We start from the raw sequence: 14,573 nt of genomic DNA, 5'->3' as shown, positions 1-14,573 counted from the left end.
TCGGCTATGGTAATAAGATACGATTTTATTATTATCGCGCGATGCTGAGAAGTGTGGGAGAAAACGTATTATTTCCATGGGGAACAGTATTTACTCATAAAAACATTACCATTGGAAGTAATGTTAGGTTCGGGCCTATGAATACTATAGGTTTAGTGGACTTTGGTGATGATGTATTAATCGGTCAAGGGGTTCATTTTTTAAGTGGAATGAAACAGCATGGAATTAAATCTGGTCAGCTTATCCGTAAACAAAGCGGCACAAATGAACGGATCAGTATTGGCAGTGATATTTGGATTGGTACAGCATGTATTGTAATGGCTAATGTTAACAATGGTGCGGTAATTGGGGCAGGTGCAACAGTTACTAAAGAAGTAAATGAGAACGCTATTGTTACTGGAGATGCTGCAAAAGAGCATAGATGCCGATGAATGTATTATTTATAGCCTATTATTTTGAGCCTTTTACTGGTGTGGGCGCAAAGAGAATTACTTATTGGGCTAAAAATATAAAAAGGCTCGATCCAAGAATTAATAAGTGCCACGTAATTACAACTACTATACAAGTAGATAAGGTAATGAATGGTGTTGATGAGATTTTTGTTGTACCAACATCATCGAATTCATTTTTAGGCAAAGTATTTAAATTTGATCCGGGTGCTGCTTGGTTGAAAAGCTTAGAGCTTTTTTTTACTGAAAAGGCTCAGTACCATAAATATGATTATGTTGTCTTAACCGGAAATCCATTTTTTCATTTTTTCATATTAAGAAAACTGAAAAAGATGGGGATAAAGTCAATTATTGACTTTAGAGATCCGCTTGCAAATAATCCTCGCTCAATTAAAGCTGATTCATTAAAGCGAAAAGTTAAGTCCATTTTGCTCCGCCTTGTCGAAAAGTACTTTATTAAAACCTCATCTTTGACCATAACTGTTAATCAGTACTGTGCTGAATTATTATCTGGGTTTGAGCGCTATAGAAAAAAGGTATACGTTATTGATAATGGCTTTGATGAGCGCTATTTTTCTGAATTACCAGAACCTAAAGTATCAAGTGGGCCACTGAATTTAGTTTATGCTGGCTCTTTATACGCAGATAGATCTGCATCTTCTTTAATTAATGCGATCTTGGATAATGAGGACTTTATTTTTAATCATATTGGTAATATAAACCCAGATTTAGAAGAGATAGATAATGTCATTTCACATGGCTTAAAAAGCTACCCTGAGACAATAAAGCTTATGAATGACTTTCAAATAACAGTCATATTTACTTCAGGATATAATTTTGAGTCAACAACTAAAATATTTGACTATATCGCCCTCAATAAAACCATACTTATTTTAACCGAGGGGCAGCTAAAAACAGGAGCTTTATACGATATAACAAAGAGTTACCCAAATGTTTTTTGGGCTAAAAATAACGTTGAATCAATTAGTAATGTACTAGCTGAAATAAAATCTACTCCTTTTAGTCAAGTAGCTTTTGAGAAAATGAAATACTCAAGAGAAGCAGGGCTAAAACAATTAATTAATTTAATGAAGTAAAATTGATGTTCAAACCAGCTTCATTATTGTATGTTTATTCAGCTTTGCTTGTTTTAGGACCAATAATTTATATTGGTAAATTACCTTTAGCTAGTTACCATCTTATATTTTTAGTTATGCTGTCCTGCGTATCATTAATTCACTTAAAAAATAAATCGACAAGAATTTATTTACCAACTCATTTTAGGTGTTATCTAACCTTACTTAGCCTTTATTTTGTAACTTATATCTTTAATTTTTTCGAGAAAGGATATATTGCAGACTTCCGTGATTTGATTATAATTTTTGCACCAGTGCAATACATTATATTGATTTACCTGGTTTTTTGGGCTTGCAAATATAGCTTTAAACAGTTAGGCAATAACAATTTATTCTTTTATCGTATAATTAAGTTAAATCTATATTTATTACCTATTGTCGGGTTAATAGCTTTATGTCAAATGTTGGATTTATTTGGTAGTCAGGAAATACTTGCGAAATATTACGGTAAAACGAATGTGGCAATTTGGCGTCAGTATTTTATGTATAACCCCAGGGCAAGTTCAACTATTAATTTGGAGCCTAATTCTCTAGCTTTATATGCCACAATATCTTTGGTTATGTTTCATGTTTTTTATAAAGATCTAAAGTTAGGTAGGTTAGCTGGCGCAGTTATATATTTCTTAGGCTTATTAACCTTAATGCTTTCGGGGTCTTTCACCGGTTTGATTATTTACCTACTTGTAAGTTGGATTTATTTTTTTAAATATAAAAAAATAGGTTTAAAGGCTGTCATTTTTATGGCAATTATAACTTTTATTGTCGGAGTTGTATTTAGTGATAATATTGAATCAGCTGTAAAAAGACAGAAATTAGATCAAGGGAATTTAGTACCGAGTAGTTTTAATGCGCGAATCAATAATGCTTGGAGTAAAGCATATATTTCTTTTGAAAATGAATTTGTTAATGGCATAGGACCGAGTGCTTTGCAGTTAGATTACTCCGCGGATAATGACTTTTTAGACAAGTTTTTAAGGTTTGGTTTAATTGGTGGATTGGCTAACGTGTTTTTTATCCTGTTTTTAATAAGCTACCCACTTGTTAAGCGAAGGAATGTCTCTGATTTATTCATTAGAAAGTTATACTTTTATTCATTTATACTAGCCTGTTGCTTTGCTTTGGCTTCAATTACTGGAAGTGCCTTTAAAGCTAAGCGTTTGGCTGAGCTATTTTGGATTTTTTACTCTCTTCCCTTTATATACACATATTTATTAAACAAACCAAAAGCAGTCAATAATGAAAAATAATAAATTAACAATACTAACCCCTTATTTTCCGACTAAGGCTAATAAATACGGTGGCATATTTGTTTATGATCAAATAAAAGTACTTGCCGACTTAGTTGAGCAGGTAGAGGTTTATGTGACTAGGCCGTGGTTTAAAATTTCTCGCAAATTTCCATTTATAGAAATTTCTCGTGATGATCTAGCCTTAATAAATATCGAGTTAGCAAACGTTACCTTAAAATTGATTCGCTACTTCCCTTTTCCTAAAGACTCTATCTTTTATCATGTTAGCTTGGCTGTTTCTATTTTTTTAAATAAAAACAAATTCTCAGAAAAACTTCTAGTGCATACAGTTTACCCAGTTGGGGCTGCTGTAAATTTTGCTAAATTAAATCCTACTATAGTAGTTCATGGTTCTGATTATAGGTACTTTTCTGGTAACAAAAACCAACAAAAATCCATTATTAAAACTATTAATAGACTACAAATTGTTACTGTAAGCAAGGGGCTGAAACAAGAGATTGAAAGTATTGATGAAATAAATACGAGTAAGCTAGAAGTAATTGAAAATGGTATAATGTTATCAAATTTAAAATACTTGCAAAAGGAAGAGACACTCAGAGACAGTATTTTCAGTTTTGTATTTGTTGGAAGTCTTATCAAATTGAAAGGGGTGTACGAGTTGCTTTATGCATTCTCAGAACTCCAGAAAAATACTACTTATCAAAGGTATAGTTTGACCTTTGTTGGTGATGGAATTGAAAGGAAGGGATTGGAAGCACTTGCTAGTAAATTACACGCTAAAAATGTCTCTTTTTTAGGTGCTATTGAAAATAGTAAGGTTTCAGAGGTCTTAAATAAAAAGGATTGCTTAGTTCTACCGAGTTACCAAGAGGGTTTTGGTAGGGTAATTATTGAGATGTTCAGTTTTGGGAAGCCTGTTATTTCTACAACCAGTGGTGGACCTGAGTATATCATTAATGATGATAACGGTTTAATTGTTCCACCTAAAGATATTCAAGCGCTATCAAGTGCAATGAGCCAAATATGCCTTAACTTTGCTAACTACAAACCTGAAAAAATAATAAAATATGTTAATGAGAATTATAATTTAGTTAGTCAAACTATTAAGTTATTAGATTACGTTGCTATGGATGTAAAATGAAAAAAATTGCTATACTTGTTCTGAATGAATATATCAATGACTCAAGAGTAATAAAACAAGTTGAGTCATTATCTTGTAAATATAAAGTCGATGTATTTGCTTTAAATAATGGTGAGTTCGATACTATTGTAAAGCACTCTAATAATGTAAAAATTTTTAGGAAGGTAAACTACTCTAAACCTAGTGATTTTTTCTTAAAAAAAATTAAACAAGCTTTTGTATACCTTCAGTATTTATTTTTTTCACTAATGAATTTGAAAGATTATGATGTCGTTCATTGTAATGATCTAGAAACGCTACCTATTGGGGTGCTAGGTAAGTTATTTAAGCGAAAATTAAAAGTTGTCTATGATGCTCATGAATACGAAACTGAGACATTGTGGATGCAGAATAAGTATAAAAAATTTTTAGCTAAAAAATTAGAAGGCTTTTTAATCCATTATGCTGATGCTACATCAGTTGTCAGTGATGGAATTGCGAATGAATATGTTCGTCTATATAATATAGAGAAACCTTACTTAGTTTTAAATACTCCAAATTTAGCACCTAATATAAAGCAAAACCTATTTCGTGAGAAATTTGACATACCTCAAGAAAAGAAAATATTTCTATATCAAGGAGGTTTAACTAAAGGGCGAGGTATAGAAATATTACTTGAGTCCTTTAGTAATCTCGAAGATACCAATCAAGTTATTATTTTTATGGGGTATGGTTATCTAGAAAGTGAAGTAAAAAAATATGCAGCTAAGTATGATAATATAATTTTCCATCCAGCTGTTGCACCTGAAGTGTTACTCTCTTATACAAGCTCAGCCGATTTTGGCGTTTTATTTTATGAAGATAACTGTTTAAATCATAGGTATTGCTCACCTAATAAGATGTTTGAATATTTAGTTGCAGGTATTCCCGTAATCAGTTCAAATCTAGTAGAGATGAAAAGACTTGTTGAAACATATCATTTAGGCTTAGTTGCTATTACTAACGATTCTGAGGGCTTTTCAGAATGCGTAAAAGAATCCCCGAAGATGGACTATCAAGAGTTATTAGAGAAAGTAGAAGTTGCTCGCACAATTTTTAATTGGGCGGAACAAGAGAAAGTTTTATATAGGATGTACGAAAGTTTGTAAATAAGGTTAGTGGTTAGATATTTAGGTTAACGGTTTTGTCTCAGTGAGCTTAATCGTGTCTTGTTAGCTTATTAATTAATGCGGTAAAAAAATGAAAATTGTAACAGTTTTAGGTGCACGTCCTCAGTTTATTAAAGCTGGTAGTGTTAGCAGAGAAATAGCAAAGCATGAAAGTATTCAAGAGATAATTATTCACACAGGACAACACTATGATGCAAATATGAGTGATGTTTTTTTCGAGGAAATGCAAATCCCAAAGCCTAATTACTTTCTTGGTATTGGTGGTAAAAGTCATGGTGCTATGACTGGGCAAATGATCGAAAAAATTGAAGAGATCTTACTTGTCGAGAAGCCTGATTGGTTATTGGTGTATGGGGATACAAACTCTACTCTTGCTGGTGCTATTGCAGCTGCAAAATTACATATTAAAATTGCTCATGTTGAGGCTGGTTTACGTAGTTTTAATATGAAAATGCCTGAAGAGATAAATAGAATATTGACTGATAAAGTAAGTTCTATTTTATTTTGCCCAACACGAGCAGCGATTAATAATTTAAATAATGAGGGAATTTCATCAACAGGTATTGAAGTGTGTTTTTCTGGCGATGTAATGCAAGATGGTGCTTTGTTTTATAAAAATTTAGCAGAAAAACCTTCTGAGTTGTTAATAGATGATTATGTTCTATGTACAATTCATCGAGCCGAAAATACTGACGATGTTGAGAGGTTGACTTCTATCGTTAAAGCCTTGAACGAAGTATCTTGTAATCAAAATATTGTTCTTCCTCTACATCCTAGAACTAAAAGTAAACTTGAAAATTTAGGTATAAAGTTATCAGCGAATATTAAAATAATACCACCTGTTGGTTATTTAAACATGGTTTGGTTAATAATGAATAGCAAATTTATTATGACGGATAGTGGTGGTTTACAAAAAGAAGCTTTTTTCTTTGAAAAATATTGCATAACTTTAAGAGATGAAACTGAATGGGTTGAGTTGGTTGAAGCTGGTGTTAACACGTTAGTCGGAGCTAATAAAGATATGATTCTTGAAGAGTTCAACCGTTGTCTAGATAGACCTAATAGCCTATTTGACCAATCATTATATGGTGGAGGTCAAGCTTCAAAGGTTATTATAGAGTCCATAATTGCTTATATGGCTAAATAATGCAGGATATAAACAAAGTTAGAATGATGGGTTGCCCATGCTTTGCAGCAACAGAAAGTACTTTAGAAAAACAGTTAATGTACTTTGTTGAAAATAAGATACACGGGTATTCTGTAGCTATTAACGCAGAAAAAATACAAAGTTATAAAAGTAATATTGAACTAAGGAAAGTGATCGATAACTCTTTATATCCATATCCTGATGGTGCTGGTGCTGTTTTAGCTATTAAATGGCTACATAATCTAGTGTCTGAAAAAATAAACATGCCAATTAGAGTTTTAGAAATAGCAAATAAAAATAAGCTTAAGGTTTTTATTATAGGTGCAGAAGCAGATGTTCATAATAAAAGTATTTCTATAATCAAAGAGCGCTACCCTGATATTATTATTGTAGGCAATATGCACGGTTATAATAGTGAAGATGATATGGTCTTAGCTGTTTCTCAAGCAAAGCCTCAATTCATAATGCTTGCAATGGGCTCCCCTCGACAAGAGTTGTTTGCGAATAAACTCATTGAATTTACCAAAAGTGGCTTTGCTGTTGGCTGTGGAGGGGCCCTTGATATTATAGCTGGTAATTTAAAACGAGCTCCCGATTTCTATATTAATAATAACTTAGAATGGCTTTACAGATTGGTTCAAGAGCCATGGCGTTGGAAAAGGCAATTGTTTTTACCTGTTTTTTTTATTAAGTTATCTTTTTTAAAAATAATTAATAACTTAAAAAAGTTTAATCGATTTATGGTTTAAGGATAAGTTTTTGAAATATCTGTTAACTCAACAAGAGTATATTAAGTGCATATTCAGCGCTGACGAAATTATTAAGCCATGTTGAGGAATCTAATGTTCATTGATCTACTCTTTACTTTTTTTATTGCCTTTGCAATTTTATTCTTAATGCGTAAAGTAGCTCGCAGAGTAGGCCTTGTAGATAAGCCATCAGGGCGAAAAATGCACACCGGTAATGTGCCATTAGTTGGTGGTGTAGCAATTTGTATTACTATAGTTAATTATATCTACACACACCCTAACATGATTAACCATGCAAATTTATATATGCTCTGTATTTGCGGTTTAACAGCTATTGGTGCTTTGGACGATCGTTTTGATTTAAGTGTAAAAATACGTATGCTAGTGCAAGCGTTAATATCTGTTGCTATGATTTACTTTGCTAATGCAGAATTACATACATTGGGTAATTTACTTGGTTTTGGTGCTTTAGAGCTTGGGCTATTTGGTGGGTTAGTCACCGTACTTGCAGTTATAGGCTGTATTAATGCATTTAACATGGTTGATGGTATTGACGGCCTGTTAGGTGGTTTATCAATCGTGACCTTTGCAAGTATTGGTATATTACTTTTATTAGCGGGTGAGCAAAGTTTAAGCTACTTATGTTTGTTGCTAGTAGTATGTATGGTGCCTTACATATTATTAAACTTAGGTTTTGTAGGTCATAAGCGTAAAGTGTTTATGGGCGACGCTGGTAGTATGATGATTGGCTTTACTGTTATTTGGTTGCTTATAGGGGCAAGCCAAACAGCAGGTAACCCCATGATTCGCCCTGTTACTGCTTTATGGTTAATTGCTGTCCCTTTAATGGATATGGTAGCAATTATGTTCAGGCGCATTAAACAAAAAAAATCCCCATTTAAACCAGATAGAGAGCATCTACATCATATTTGTCAGCGACTAGGTTGTTCATCATTGCAGACTCTTATGCTTATTTGCTCTATTGCCGCATTTTTTGCAGGAGTGGGAATGTTAGGTGAGGTATATGACGTTCCAGAGTACGTTATGTTTTATGGTTTTGTTATTATGTTCATGTTTTATTTATTGGTATTAATTAACTATTTTAAAATAGTTAATTCAATAAGGCGAAAAATGAACCTTAGTGAAATCATTGTAGAGCAATATTAAACTTTATGGTATCTCGCTCAGATTTAACTCGGTTACAAAGCTATCTCTTTAAATATTAATATAGTATTTGTAATTTATTTCTACCCTATTGTTATGGCCTAATGAAGCTGGGCATCAATTTAGGTGAGATTACTGCAACTAAAACAAAGGAATGTCATCAAGAAGCTTCATTGTTTCTTCCACGCAGCCCCATTAAACATGAAAACTTTTAATGGGGTTTTTATAGACATCACCCTAAAGTCGCACGTATAATCCCTGCCGTCTGTAGAAGAATAAAAATAATTATCAGGCAAAAGTCAGTATTTTAGGGATTGATATGGATAGTTGGTACTTATTATTTTGTAAATCGAGGCAAGAAGCACGCGCCCAAGTTAATTTGCAAAACCAAGGGATTGAAGCTTTTTTTCCTCAGCTACAAAAACAGCAGTTAATTAAAGGTCGTCGCACTTTTAAGCAATCTGCAGTGTTTCCTAATTACCTATTTGTTCGTTTAAACGCACACACCGGCAACTTTGCTGCGGTAAAAAATACCCGTGGTATTAGTGGTTTTGTGTCTTATGGCGCATCTTATCAATTAGTTCCAGAACTACTCATCAATGAATTAAAAAACGCCCAGCTAACTCAAGATAGTAATAACTTGCCGCAGCCCGGTGATTTAGTGTGTCTAAATAACGGCTCGTTTAAAGACGTACAAGCAATATTTAAAGAACCTGACGGCGACATGCGCAGCATATTGTTAGTTAATCTACTTAATAAACAAATAGAAATGAGCGTAGATAACAGCGACGTAAGAAAAGTAGGATAATAGTTTTAAGTTATAAGCCATAAGCTTTAAGACCGATGTTTTAAAGCGTAGGAGCTTTAGCCGCGAAAGATTTTAAGTGATTTATTCACAAAGAGATTAAGAGACGCTGCGCTTAAGAGGTAAAAAGGTAAAGGTACTAGGTAAGTGACTAGGACCTACACTTTAAAACCTAGCACCTATGTTTTAAAGTGTAAGTTGGGCTTTAGCCCGAAAAAAAATAAAGATTCACCACAGAGAACACCGAGATCACAGAAGAAGGGATAAGAAGTTAGCCCTAAGGGTTTTATAAGTGTTTTCTCGGTGCAGCGAAGCTCGGTGGTAAAACAGTTTTGTAGGCGAGTAGCTTGCTACCGCGAAAGGTTTTGTATTTTACAATTTGAATTAAATTGACCAGAACGTAGGAACTGTAACCTAGGGGCGGAAGCGTGTCTGATTAAGCTACGGGTTATGAGCATCGTGATACGAGCAGTATGGTGTTGTTTTATAGTTTGTGCCCTAGGATTGAACAGATGGGTTTTGAAACTTCAAAACATTTTTTATTGTCAAATTATTTTCAGCACGCCCAAATCAACATGGATTAGTCATGAGATATGAGAATTTAGAAGTTTGGCAAAGGGCTTTTAGGCTTAGTTTATTAATTTATAAAACATTTGAAACTTTACGTGATTACGGTTTGAAAGATCAGATGTGCAGATGCTCTGTCTCAGTGCCAAGTAATATAGCAGAGGGTTTTGAAAGAGATTTTGAAAAAGAAAAAGCGCGGTTTTTAGGTATCGCTAAAGGCTCTATAGGTGAGTTAAAAACTCAGGTTATGATTGCATTTGAGTTGGGCTATATCAGTCACACGCAATCTGAGTTTATTCTCGAAGAATGTGAAATAATTGGAAAAATGCTTGGCAGGTTAATCTTAGTAATTAAAAATGCTTGATAAGCCCGAAGCCCGAACCTTTTAACTAAATTAACAAAAAAGTTAACTGCTTGCACACTAAACGTGCAGTCAACCTTGCGAAGCAAGGGTAGCCATGCTTTAATTAGCCAGCAAAAATAACAGCAAATTATTTAAAATAAGCTGAAAGTTTTAGAATTTAATATTATTTGGGAATAAACAATGGCGCTAAGCTGTAAAACACTTGTAGCATCACTCACGTTGCTAACAATGACAGGTTGTACAATCATCCCCGGTAGCCATTTCGAAGGAATCGAATCGGGTGAACAAACAAAAAACCTAGAACAAGACCTTGAAAAAGTAAATATTCAAATTATTGACTCATCTTTAATTTATCAGCAAAAACAATCACGTAAAAAAGTTAAGCCACCTTCGAGCCTTGATGGTTTAAATGTTAGTGATTACGAATACATACTCGGCGTGGGTGACGTACTCACCATTGGTGTATGGGATCACCCAGAATTAACCATACCAGCAGCCGTACAACGTACCGCTGAGTTTGATGGTTTCCGTGTACAAGCAGATGGTACAATTACCTATGCCTATGCACCAAATATTCAAGCTGCAGGTAAAACAGTACAGCAAGTACACAGCGAACTAGTGAAACGTTTAAGCCGAGTGATTGAAGACCCTCAAATCGATATTAAAGTGGTTGGCTTTCGTAGCCAAAAAGCATATGTAACAGGTGAAGTTACTAAACCAGGTGTGTATCCAGTAACTGAAATTCCACTTACCTTGATTGACGCTTTAAACCAAGCCGGTGGTTTAACAGAAGCGGCCGATTGGCGCACCGTAACCTTTACCCGTGGCGATAAAACCGAAGTTATTAAACTTGATGATTTTTATGCCCATGGTGATATTTCGCAAAACCGCTTATTACAGCATGGCGATATAGTGCATGTTAATCGTAACGATTTACAAAAAGTATTTGTATTAGGGGATGTTAAACGCGCAGGTACAGTGGGGGTTAATCGCTACGGTTTAAACTTGGCACAAGCGCTTAGTGATTCAGGGGGCTTAAATGAAAACACCGCCGATGCCAATGGTGTATTTGTACTGCGTAAGCGCAACCTTGAAACAGACGGCGTGATTGCCGATGTGTATCAGCTACATGCAAAAAATGTGGCTGCGTTAGTATTGGCTGAGCAATTTGAACTACAACCGCACGATATTGTGTATGTAACATCAGCACCACTGGCCCGTTGGAACCGCGTAATAAGTTTATTACTACCGTCAATCGCAACGGTTGATTCAATTGATGATCTAGCTGCAACAAACTAAGGATTACGATGTTTGATTCTATCTTAGTGGTGTGCGCAGGTAATATTTGCCGCAGCCCAACAGCGGAATACGTTTTAAAAAGTAAATTAGCCGGTAAAAATATTAAAGTATCGTCGGCGGGTTTAACAGCACTTGAAGGTAAAGCGGCTGATGCAACGGCAAAACAAATTGCGGCGCCGCACGGCATCACTATGGAAGAGCATCAAGGTAGGCAGTTAACCTCAAACCTTGTAGCACAAAATAGTGTGATTTTAGTAATGGAGCAACGCCACCTAACTGACTTGTGCAGCCGCTACCCAGAAGCGCGCGGTAAAACCTTTTTACTCGGCAAATGGCTTGGGGATAAAGAAATACCCGACCCATACAGGCAGAGTCTTGAAGCGTTTGAACACGTTTATGCATTAATCGATAGCGCCTGTAGCGCTTGGCAAAAGTATTTATAAGGATAGGCTAGTACATGAATGCTCAGCCCACTGCGTTAGCAGCAAACAAACAAAATAAGCAAGATACACAAGTAAGCCAAGAAATTGACCTAATGGCGCTGTTAGGCGCATTAATTGATCGTAAATATTTTATAATTGCCTTAACAGCAGCATTTATGGCTATTGGTATAATTTACGCGGTGTTTTCAACTCCAGTATACCAAGCCACAGCGATGATCCAAGTTGAAGAAAGCGGCGGCTCAGTACCGGGTTTTGACGATATGTCGGGCATGTTTGAAAGTACCTCAGCCGCAGTGACAGAAATCGAATTACTAAAATCACGTTCAGTCATTGGCGAAGCGGTAGATACGCTGCGCCTTGATGTAGTGGCTGAGCCAAAACTCTTTCCATTTATTGGTAGCCGTGCGTTTCGTAAATTTAGCCCAATGAGTGAAGGTGAATTAGCAGAGCCAAGTTTTGGTGCCAGTTCTTACGCTTGGGGTGGTGAGAGCATTGATGTATTTAGGTTTGATGTACCACGCTCAGCTGTAGGTATAGAGTTCACCTTAATAGCGCAGGAAAATAACAATCTTGCATTATTAAATGACGAAGGCGAGCAAATATTAACAGGTAAAGTGGGCCAAGAGCTTACTAATGGCAAATTTAATTTAACAGTACGTAGCTTAACCGCCCGAGCGGGAACTGAGTTTACAATACTACGTAAAGACCGCTTAAACACTATTTTAGATTTACAAGCCGCCATTGGCGCCAGTGAAAAGGGTAAAGACTCTGGCATTATTAATCTAAGCCTGCAAAGCGAAAAGCCACATTACGCTGAAAAAGTGCTAGATAAAGTAGCGGGTATTTATGTACGCCGCAATGTTGAGCGTAATAGTGCTGAGGCACAAAAATCCCTAGAGTTTTTAGAAGTACAGTTACCTGAAATTAAAAAACAACTGGAGTTTGCCGAGCAACGCTTTAACGATTACCAAATACAGCGCCAATCAATTAACATTTCCCTTGAAACCCAAGGTGTACTTGAGCAAGTAGTCAAGCTTGAAACTAAGCTACAAGAGCTTGAATTAAAACGCCTGGAAATGAGCCGCAAGTTTAAAAAAGACCACCCAACTTACCAAGGGCTAGTTGAGCAAATTAGCGCGGTTAATGAGCAGAAAAAAGAACTGGTTGGCGAAGTTGGTAATTTACCAGAGACGCAACAAGAGCTACTGCGTTTAAAGCGTGATGTTGAAGTAAGCAACCAAATTTACACCTTATTACTCAGTAAAACTCAAGAGCTAGATATAGTGCGTGCTGGTACTGTAGGTAATGTACGCGTTATTGACTACGCCGAGGTCAATACCTCAAAGCCTGTGAAGCCTAAAAAAGCCTTAATTGTAGTAATGGCAACTATGTTAGGTGGCATGCTTGCCGTCGCCATTGTATTAGTGCAAAAAGCCATCCATAAAGGCGTTGAAGATCCCAATGAGATTGAGGCAATTGGCCTACCTGTATACGCAAGCGTACCGTATTCAGATTACCAAGATAAACTCACTGGCTTTAGTAAAGCGCTAAAAAATAAAACCAATAAGCCTAAATCAATATTAGCGCTTGATAACCCAGCTGATTTATCAATCGAAGCACTGCGTAGCTTACGTACTAGCTTACACTTTGCGATGATGGAAGCTAAAAATAACCTAATTGCTATTTCCGGTCCAAGCCCAGGCGTAGGTAAATCATTTGTATCAGTAAATTTAGCCGCAGTATTGGCGCAAAGCGGTAAAAAAGTACTGATCATCGATGCCGATATGCGCAAAGGCTACTTACAAACTCAATTTGGCTTAAAGTGGGATGACGGCTTGAGTGATTACCTATCAGGGCGTTTAAACCTTGAGCAAGTAACTAAGCAAACTCAGGTTGAAGGGTTGAACGTGATTACCCGCGGGCAAATACCACCAAACCCATCAGAGTTATTAATGCACAGTAACTTTAGTAAGTTGGTTGAAGAGGTAAGCGCAGCATACGATATCGTAATTGTAGATACGCCACCTATTTTAGCGGTAACCGATCCGGCAATTGTAAGTGCCCATACCGGCACAACCTTATTAGTAACCCGCTTTGGCCAAAACCATCTTAAAGAAATTGAGCTGACTCGTAATCGCTTTGAACAAAACGGTACAGATGTAAAAGGCGTGGTGTTCAACGGTGTGGTTAAAAAAGCCAGTAACGCTTACGGCTATTACGGTTACTACAACTACGAATATAAATCGGATAAGTAAGGGAAAGGTACTAGGTTCTAGGGAAGAGACTAGGAGCTGGGCCCTAAAACTTAGAGCCTTTTTCTTCATTGTAGGCGAGTGGCTTGCCACCGCGAAAGGGTAAAGATAAAGGTGCTAGGAACTAGGTGTTTTCATAGCCCGTTACCCGCAGCCCGTGGCTTTTCTCTCTGTGTAGCGAAGCCCCTCGGTGCCCTCGGTGGTAAAATGTTTTGTAGGCTCGGGTTTATCCCGCGCTTTTAAGCGAAAAAGTAAAAGGTTCACCACAGAGAACACAGAGTTCACAGAGGAAACAAAAGAGATTTGTTTTCTCTCTTCTCAGTGCAGCGAAGCGCCTCGGTGGTGAAAATGGTTTTTGCTAGATTAATTAGCTTGCTGCTCGTTGCACAAAGCCCGTAGCTGTTTTTAAACTGATTAACCTAGAACCTAGAACCTAGAACCTAGAACCTAGAACCTAGAACCTAGAACCTAGAACCTAGAACCTAGAACCTAGAATTTGACACCGTAATGCAACACAGTAGCGTTACCCTGATAGCTGATAGCTGATAGCTGATAGCTGATAGCTGATAGCTGATAGCTGATAGCTGATAGCTGATAGCTGATAGCTGATAGCTGATAGCTGATAGCTGATAGCTGATAGCTGATAGCTGATAGCTGAT

Annotated in this window: 13 protein-coding genes; all 13 read left to right on the top strand. The window is 36.3% G+C overall.

Annotated features, from left to right (window positions below):
- Positions 1-137: 137 nt before the first annotated feature.
- A complete protein-coding gene (locus tag A7968_RS23385) occupies positions 138-431 on the top strand; it encodes an LbetaH domain-containing protein (RefSeq protein ID WP_167542987.1) in 294 nt (97 codons plus the stop codon).
- On the top strand, positions 422-1,546 hold the full coding sequence (locus A7968_RS22400) for a glycosyltransferase family protein (protein WP_157586820.1): 1,125 nt from the start codon (positions 422-424) through the stop codon (positions 1,544-1,546). The genes A7968_RS23385 and A7968_RS22400 overlap by 10 nt, the downstream gene beginning before the upstream one ends.
- A gap of 5 nt (positions 1,547-1,551) precedes the next feature.
- Positions 1,552-2,832 carry an O-antigen ligase family protein gene (locus A7968_RS22395; RefSeq protein ID WP_064668720.1) on the top strand — a complete coding sequence of 427 codons (1,281 nt, stop codon included), beginning with the start codon at positions 1,552-1,554 and terminating at the stop codon, positions 2,830-2,832.
- Positions 2,822-3,976, top strand: a complete 1,155-nt coding sequence (locus A7968_RS22390) for a glycosyltransferase (RefSeq protein WP_064668719.1) — start codon at positions 2,822-2,824, stop codon at positions 3,974-3,976. Before A7968_RS22395 ends, A7968_RS22390 begins: the two co-directional genes overlap by 11 nt.
- A complete protein-coding gene (locus A7968_RS22385) occupies positions 3,973-5,103 on the top strand; it encodes a glycosyltransferase (protein ID WP_064668718.1) in 1,131 nt (376 codons plus the stop codon). The genes A7968_RS22390 and A7968_RS22385 overlap by 4 nt, the downstream gene beginning before the upstream one ends.
- 91 nt (positions 5,104-5,194) lie before the next feature.
- Positions 5,195-6,271 carry a non-hydrolyzing UDP-N-acetylglucosamine 2-epimerase gene (gene wecB, locus A7968_RS22380; RefSeq protein ID WP_064668717.1) on the top strand — a complete coding sequence of 359 codons (1,077 nt, stop codon included), beginning with the start codon at positions 5,195-5,197 and terminating at the stop codon, positions 6,269-6,271.
- Entirely contained in the window at positions 6,271-7,020 is a 750-nt protein-coding gene (locus A7968_RS22375) for a WecB/TagA/CpsF family glycosyltransferase (RefSeq protein ID WP_064668716.1), read from the top strand. Before wecB ends, A7968_RS22375 begins: the two co-directional genes overlap by 1 nt.
- A 93-nt stretch (positions 7,021-7,113) precedes the next feature.
- Positions 7,114-8,187: a UDP-N-acetylglucosamine--undecaprenyl-phosphate N-acetylglucosaminephosphotransferase gene (wecA, locus tag A7968_RS22370; protein WP_064668715.1), complete on the top strand. Its 1,074-nt coding sequence runs from the start codon at positions 7,114-7,116 to the stop codon at positions 8,185-8,187.
- A gap of 316 nt (positions 8,188-8,503) precedes the next feature.
- Entirely contained in the window at positions 8,504-8,992 is a 489-nt protein-coding gene (gene rfaH, locus A7968_RS22365; protein ID WP_064668714.1) for a transcription/translation regulatory transformer protein RfaH, read from the top strand.
- Positions 8,993-9,575: 583 nt separating this feature from the next.
- Positions 9,576-9,920, top strand: a complete 345-nt coding sequence (locus A7968_RS22360) for a four helix bundle protein (protein WP_064668713.1) — start codon at positions 9,576-9,578, stop codon at positions 9,918-9,920.
- Positions 9,921-10,100: 180 nt separating this feature from the next.
- On the top strand, positions 10,101-11,219 hold the full coding sequence (locus tag A7968_RS22355; protein WP_064668712.1) for a polysaccharide export protein: 1,119 nt from the start codon (positions 10,101-10,103) through the stop codon (positions 11,217-11,219).
- Positions 11,220-11,227: 8 nt separating this feature from the next.
- Positions 11,228-11,662, top strand: coding sequence for a low molecular weight protein-tyrosine-phosphatase (locus A7968_RS22350; protein WP_064668711.1), 435 nt, complete (start codon positions 11,228-11,230; stop codon positions 11,660-11,662).
- 14 nt (positions 11,663-11,676) lie between these two features.
- The gene (locus tag A7968_RS22345; RefSeq protein ID WP_064668710.1) at positions 11,677-13,917 is read left to right on the top strand and encodes a polysaccharide biosynthesis tyrosine autokinase; all 2,241 of its coding nucleotides are present in this window, start codon (positions 11,677-11,679) and stop codon (positions 13,915-13,917) included.
- The last annotated feature ends 656 nt before the right edge of the window (positions 13,918-14,573 follow it).

This window comes from Pseudoalteromonas prydzensis, assembly GCF_001661495.1.
Lineage (GTDB): Bacteria > Pseudomonadota > Gammaproteobacteria > Enterobacterales > Alteromonadaceae > Pseudoalteromonas > Pseudoalteromonas prydzensis.
The sequence above is the reverse complement of the archived record's forward strand: the minus strand, read 5'-3'. Positions and strand labels throughout refer to the sequence as shown.

Coding starts and splice junctions, on each gene's coding strand:
- A7968_RS23385 (WP_167542987.1), top strand. CDS start 138: ATGAATACTATAGGTTTAGTGGACTTTGGTGATGATGTATTAATCGGT.
- A7968_RS22400 (WP_157586820.1), top strand. CDS start 422: ATGCCGATGAATGTATTATTTATAGCCTATTATTTTGAGCCTTTTACT.
- A7968_RS22395 (WP_064668720.1), top strand. CDS start 1,552: ATGTTCAAACCAGCTTCATTATTGTATGTTTATTCAGCTTTGCTTGTT.
- A7968_RS22390 (WP_064668719.1), top strand. CDS start 2,822: ATGAAAAATAATAAATTAACAATACTAACCCCTTATTTTCCGACTAAG.
- A7968_RS22385 (WP_064668718.1), top strand. CDS start 3,973: ATGAAAAAAATTGCTATACTTGTTCTGAATGAATATATCAATGACTCA.
- wecB (WP_064668717.1), top strand. CDS start 5,195: ATGAAAATTGTAACAGTTTTAGGTGCACGTCCTCAGTTTATTAAAGCT.
- A7968_RS22375 (WP_064668716.1), top strand. CDS start 6,271: ATGCAGGATATAAACAAAGTTAGAATGATGGGTTGCCCATGCTTTGCA.
- wecA (WP_064668715.1), top strand. CDS start 7,114: ATGTTCATTGATCTACTCTTTACTTTTTTTATTGCCTTTGCAATTTTA.
- rfaH (WP_064668714.1), top strand. CDS start 8,504: ATGGATAGTTGGTACTTATTATTTTGTAAATCGAGGCAAGAAGCACGC.
- A7968_RS22360 (WP_064668713.1), top strand. CDS start 9,576: ATGAGATATGAGAATTTAGAAGTTTGGCAAAGGGCTTTTAGGCTTAGT.
- A7968_RS22355 (WP_064668712.1), top strand. CDS start 10,101: ATGGCGCTAAGCTGTAAAACACTTGTAGCATCACTCACGTTGCTAACA.
- A7968_RS22350 (WP_064668711.1), top strand. CDS start 11,228: ATGTTTGATTCTATCTTAGTGGTGTGCGCAGGTAATATTTGCCGCAGC.
- A7968_RS22345 (WP_064668710.1), top strand. CDS start 11,677: ATGAATGCTCAGCCCACTGCGTTAGCAGCAAACAAACAAAATAAGCAA.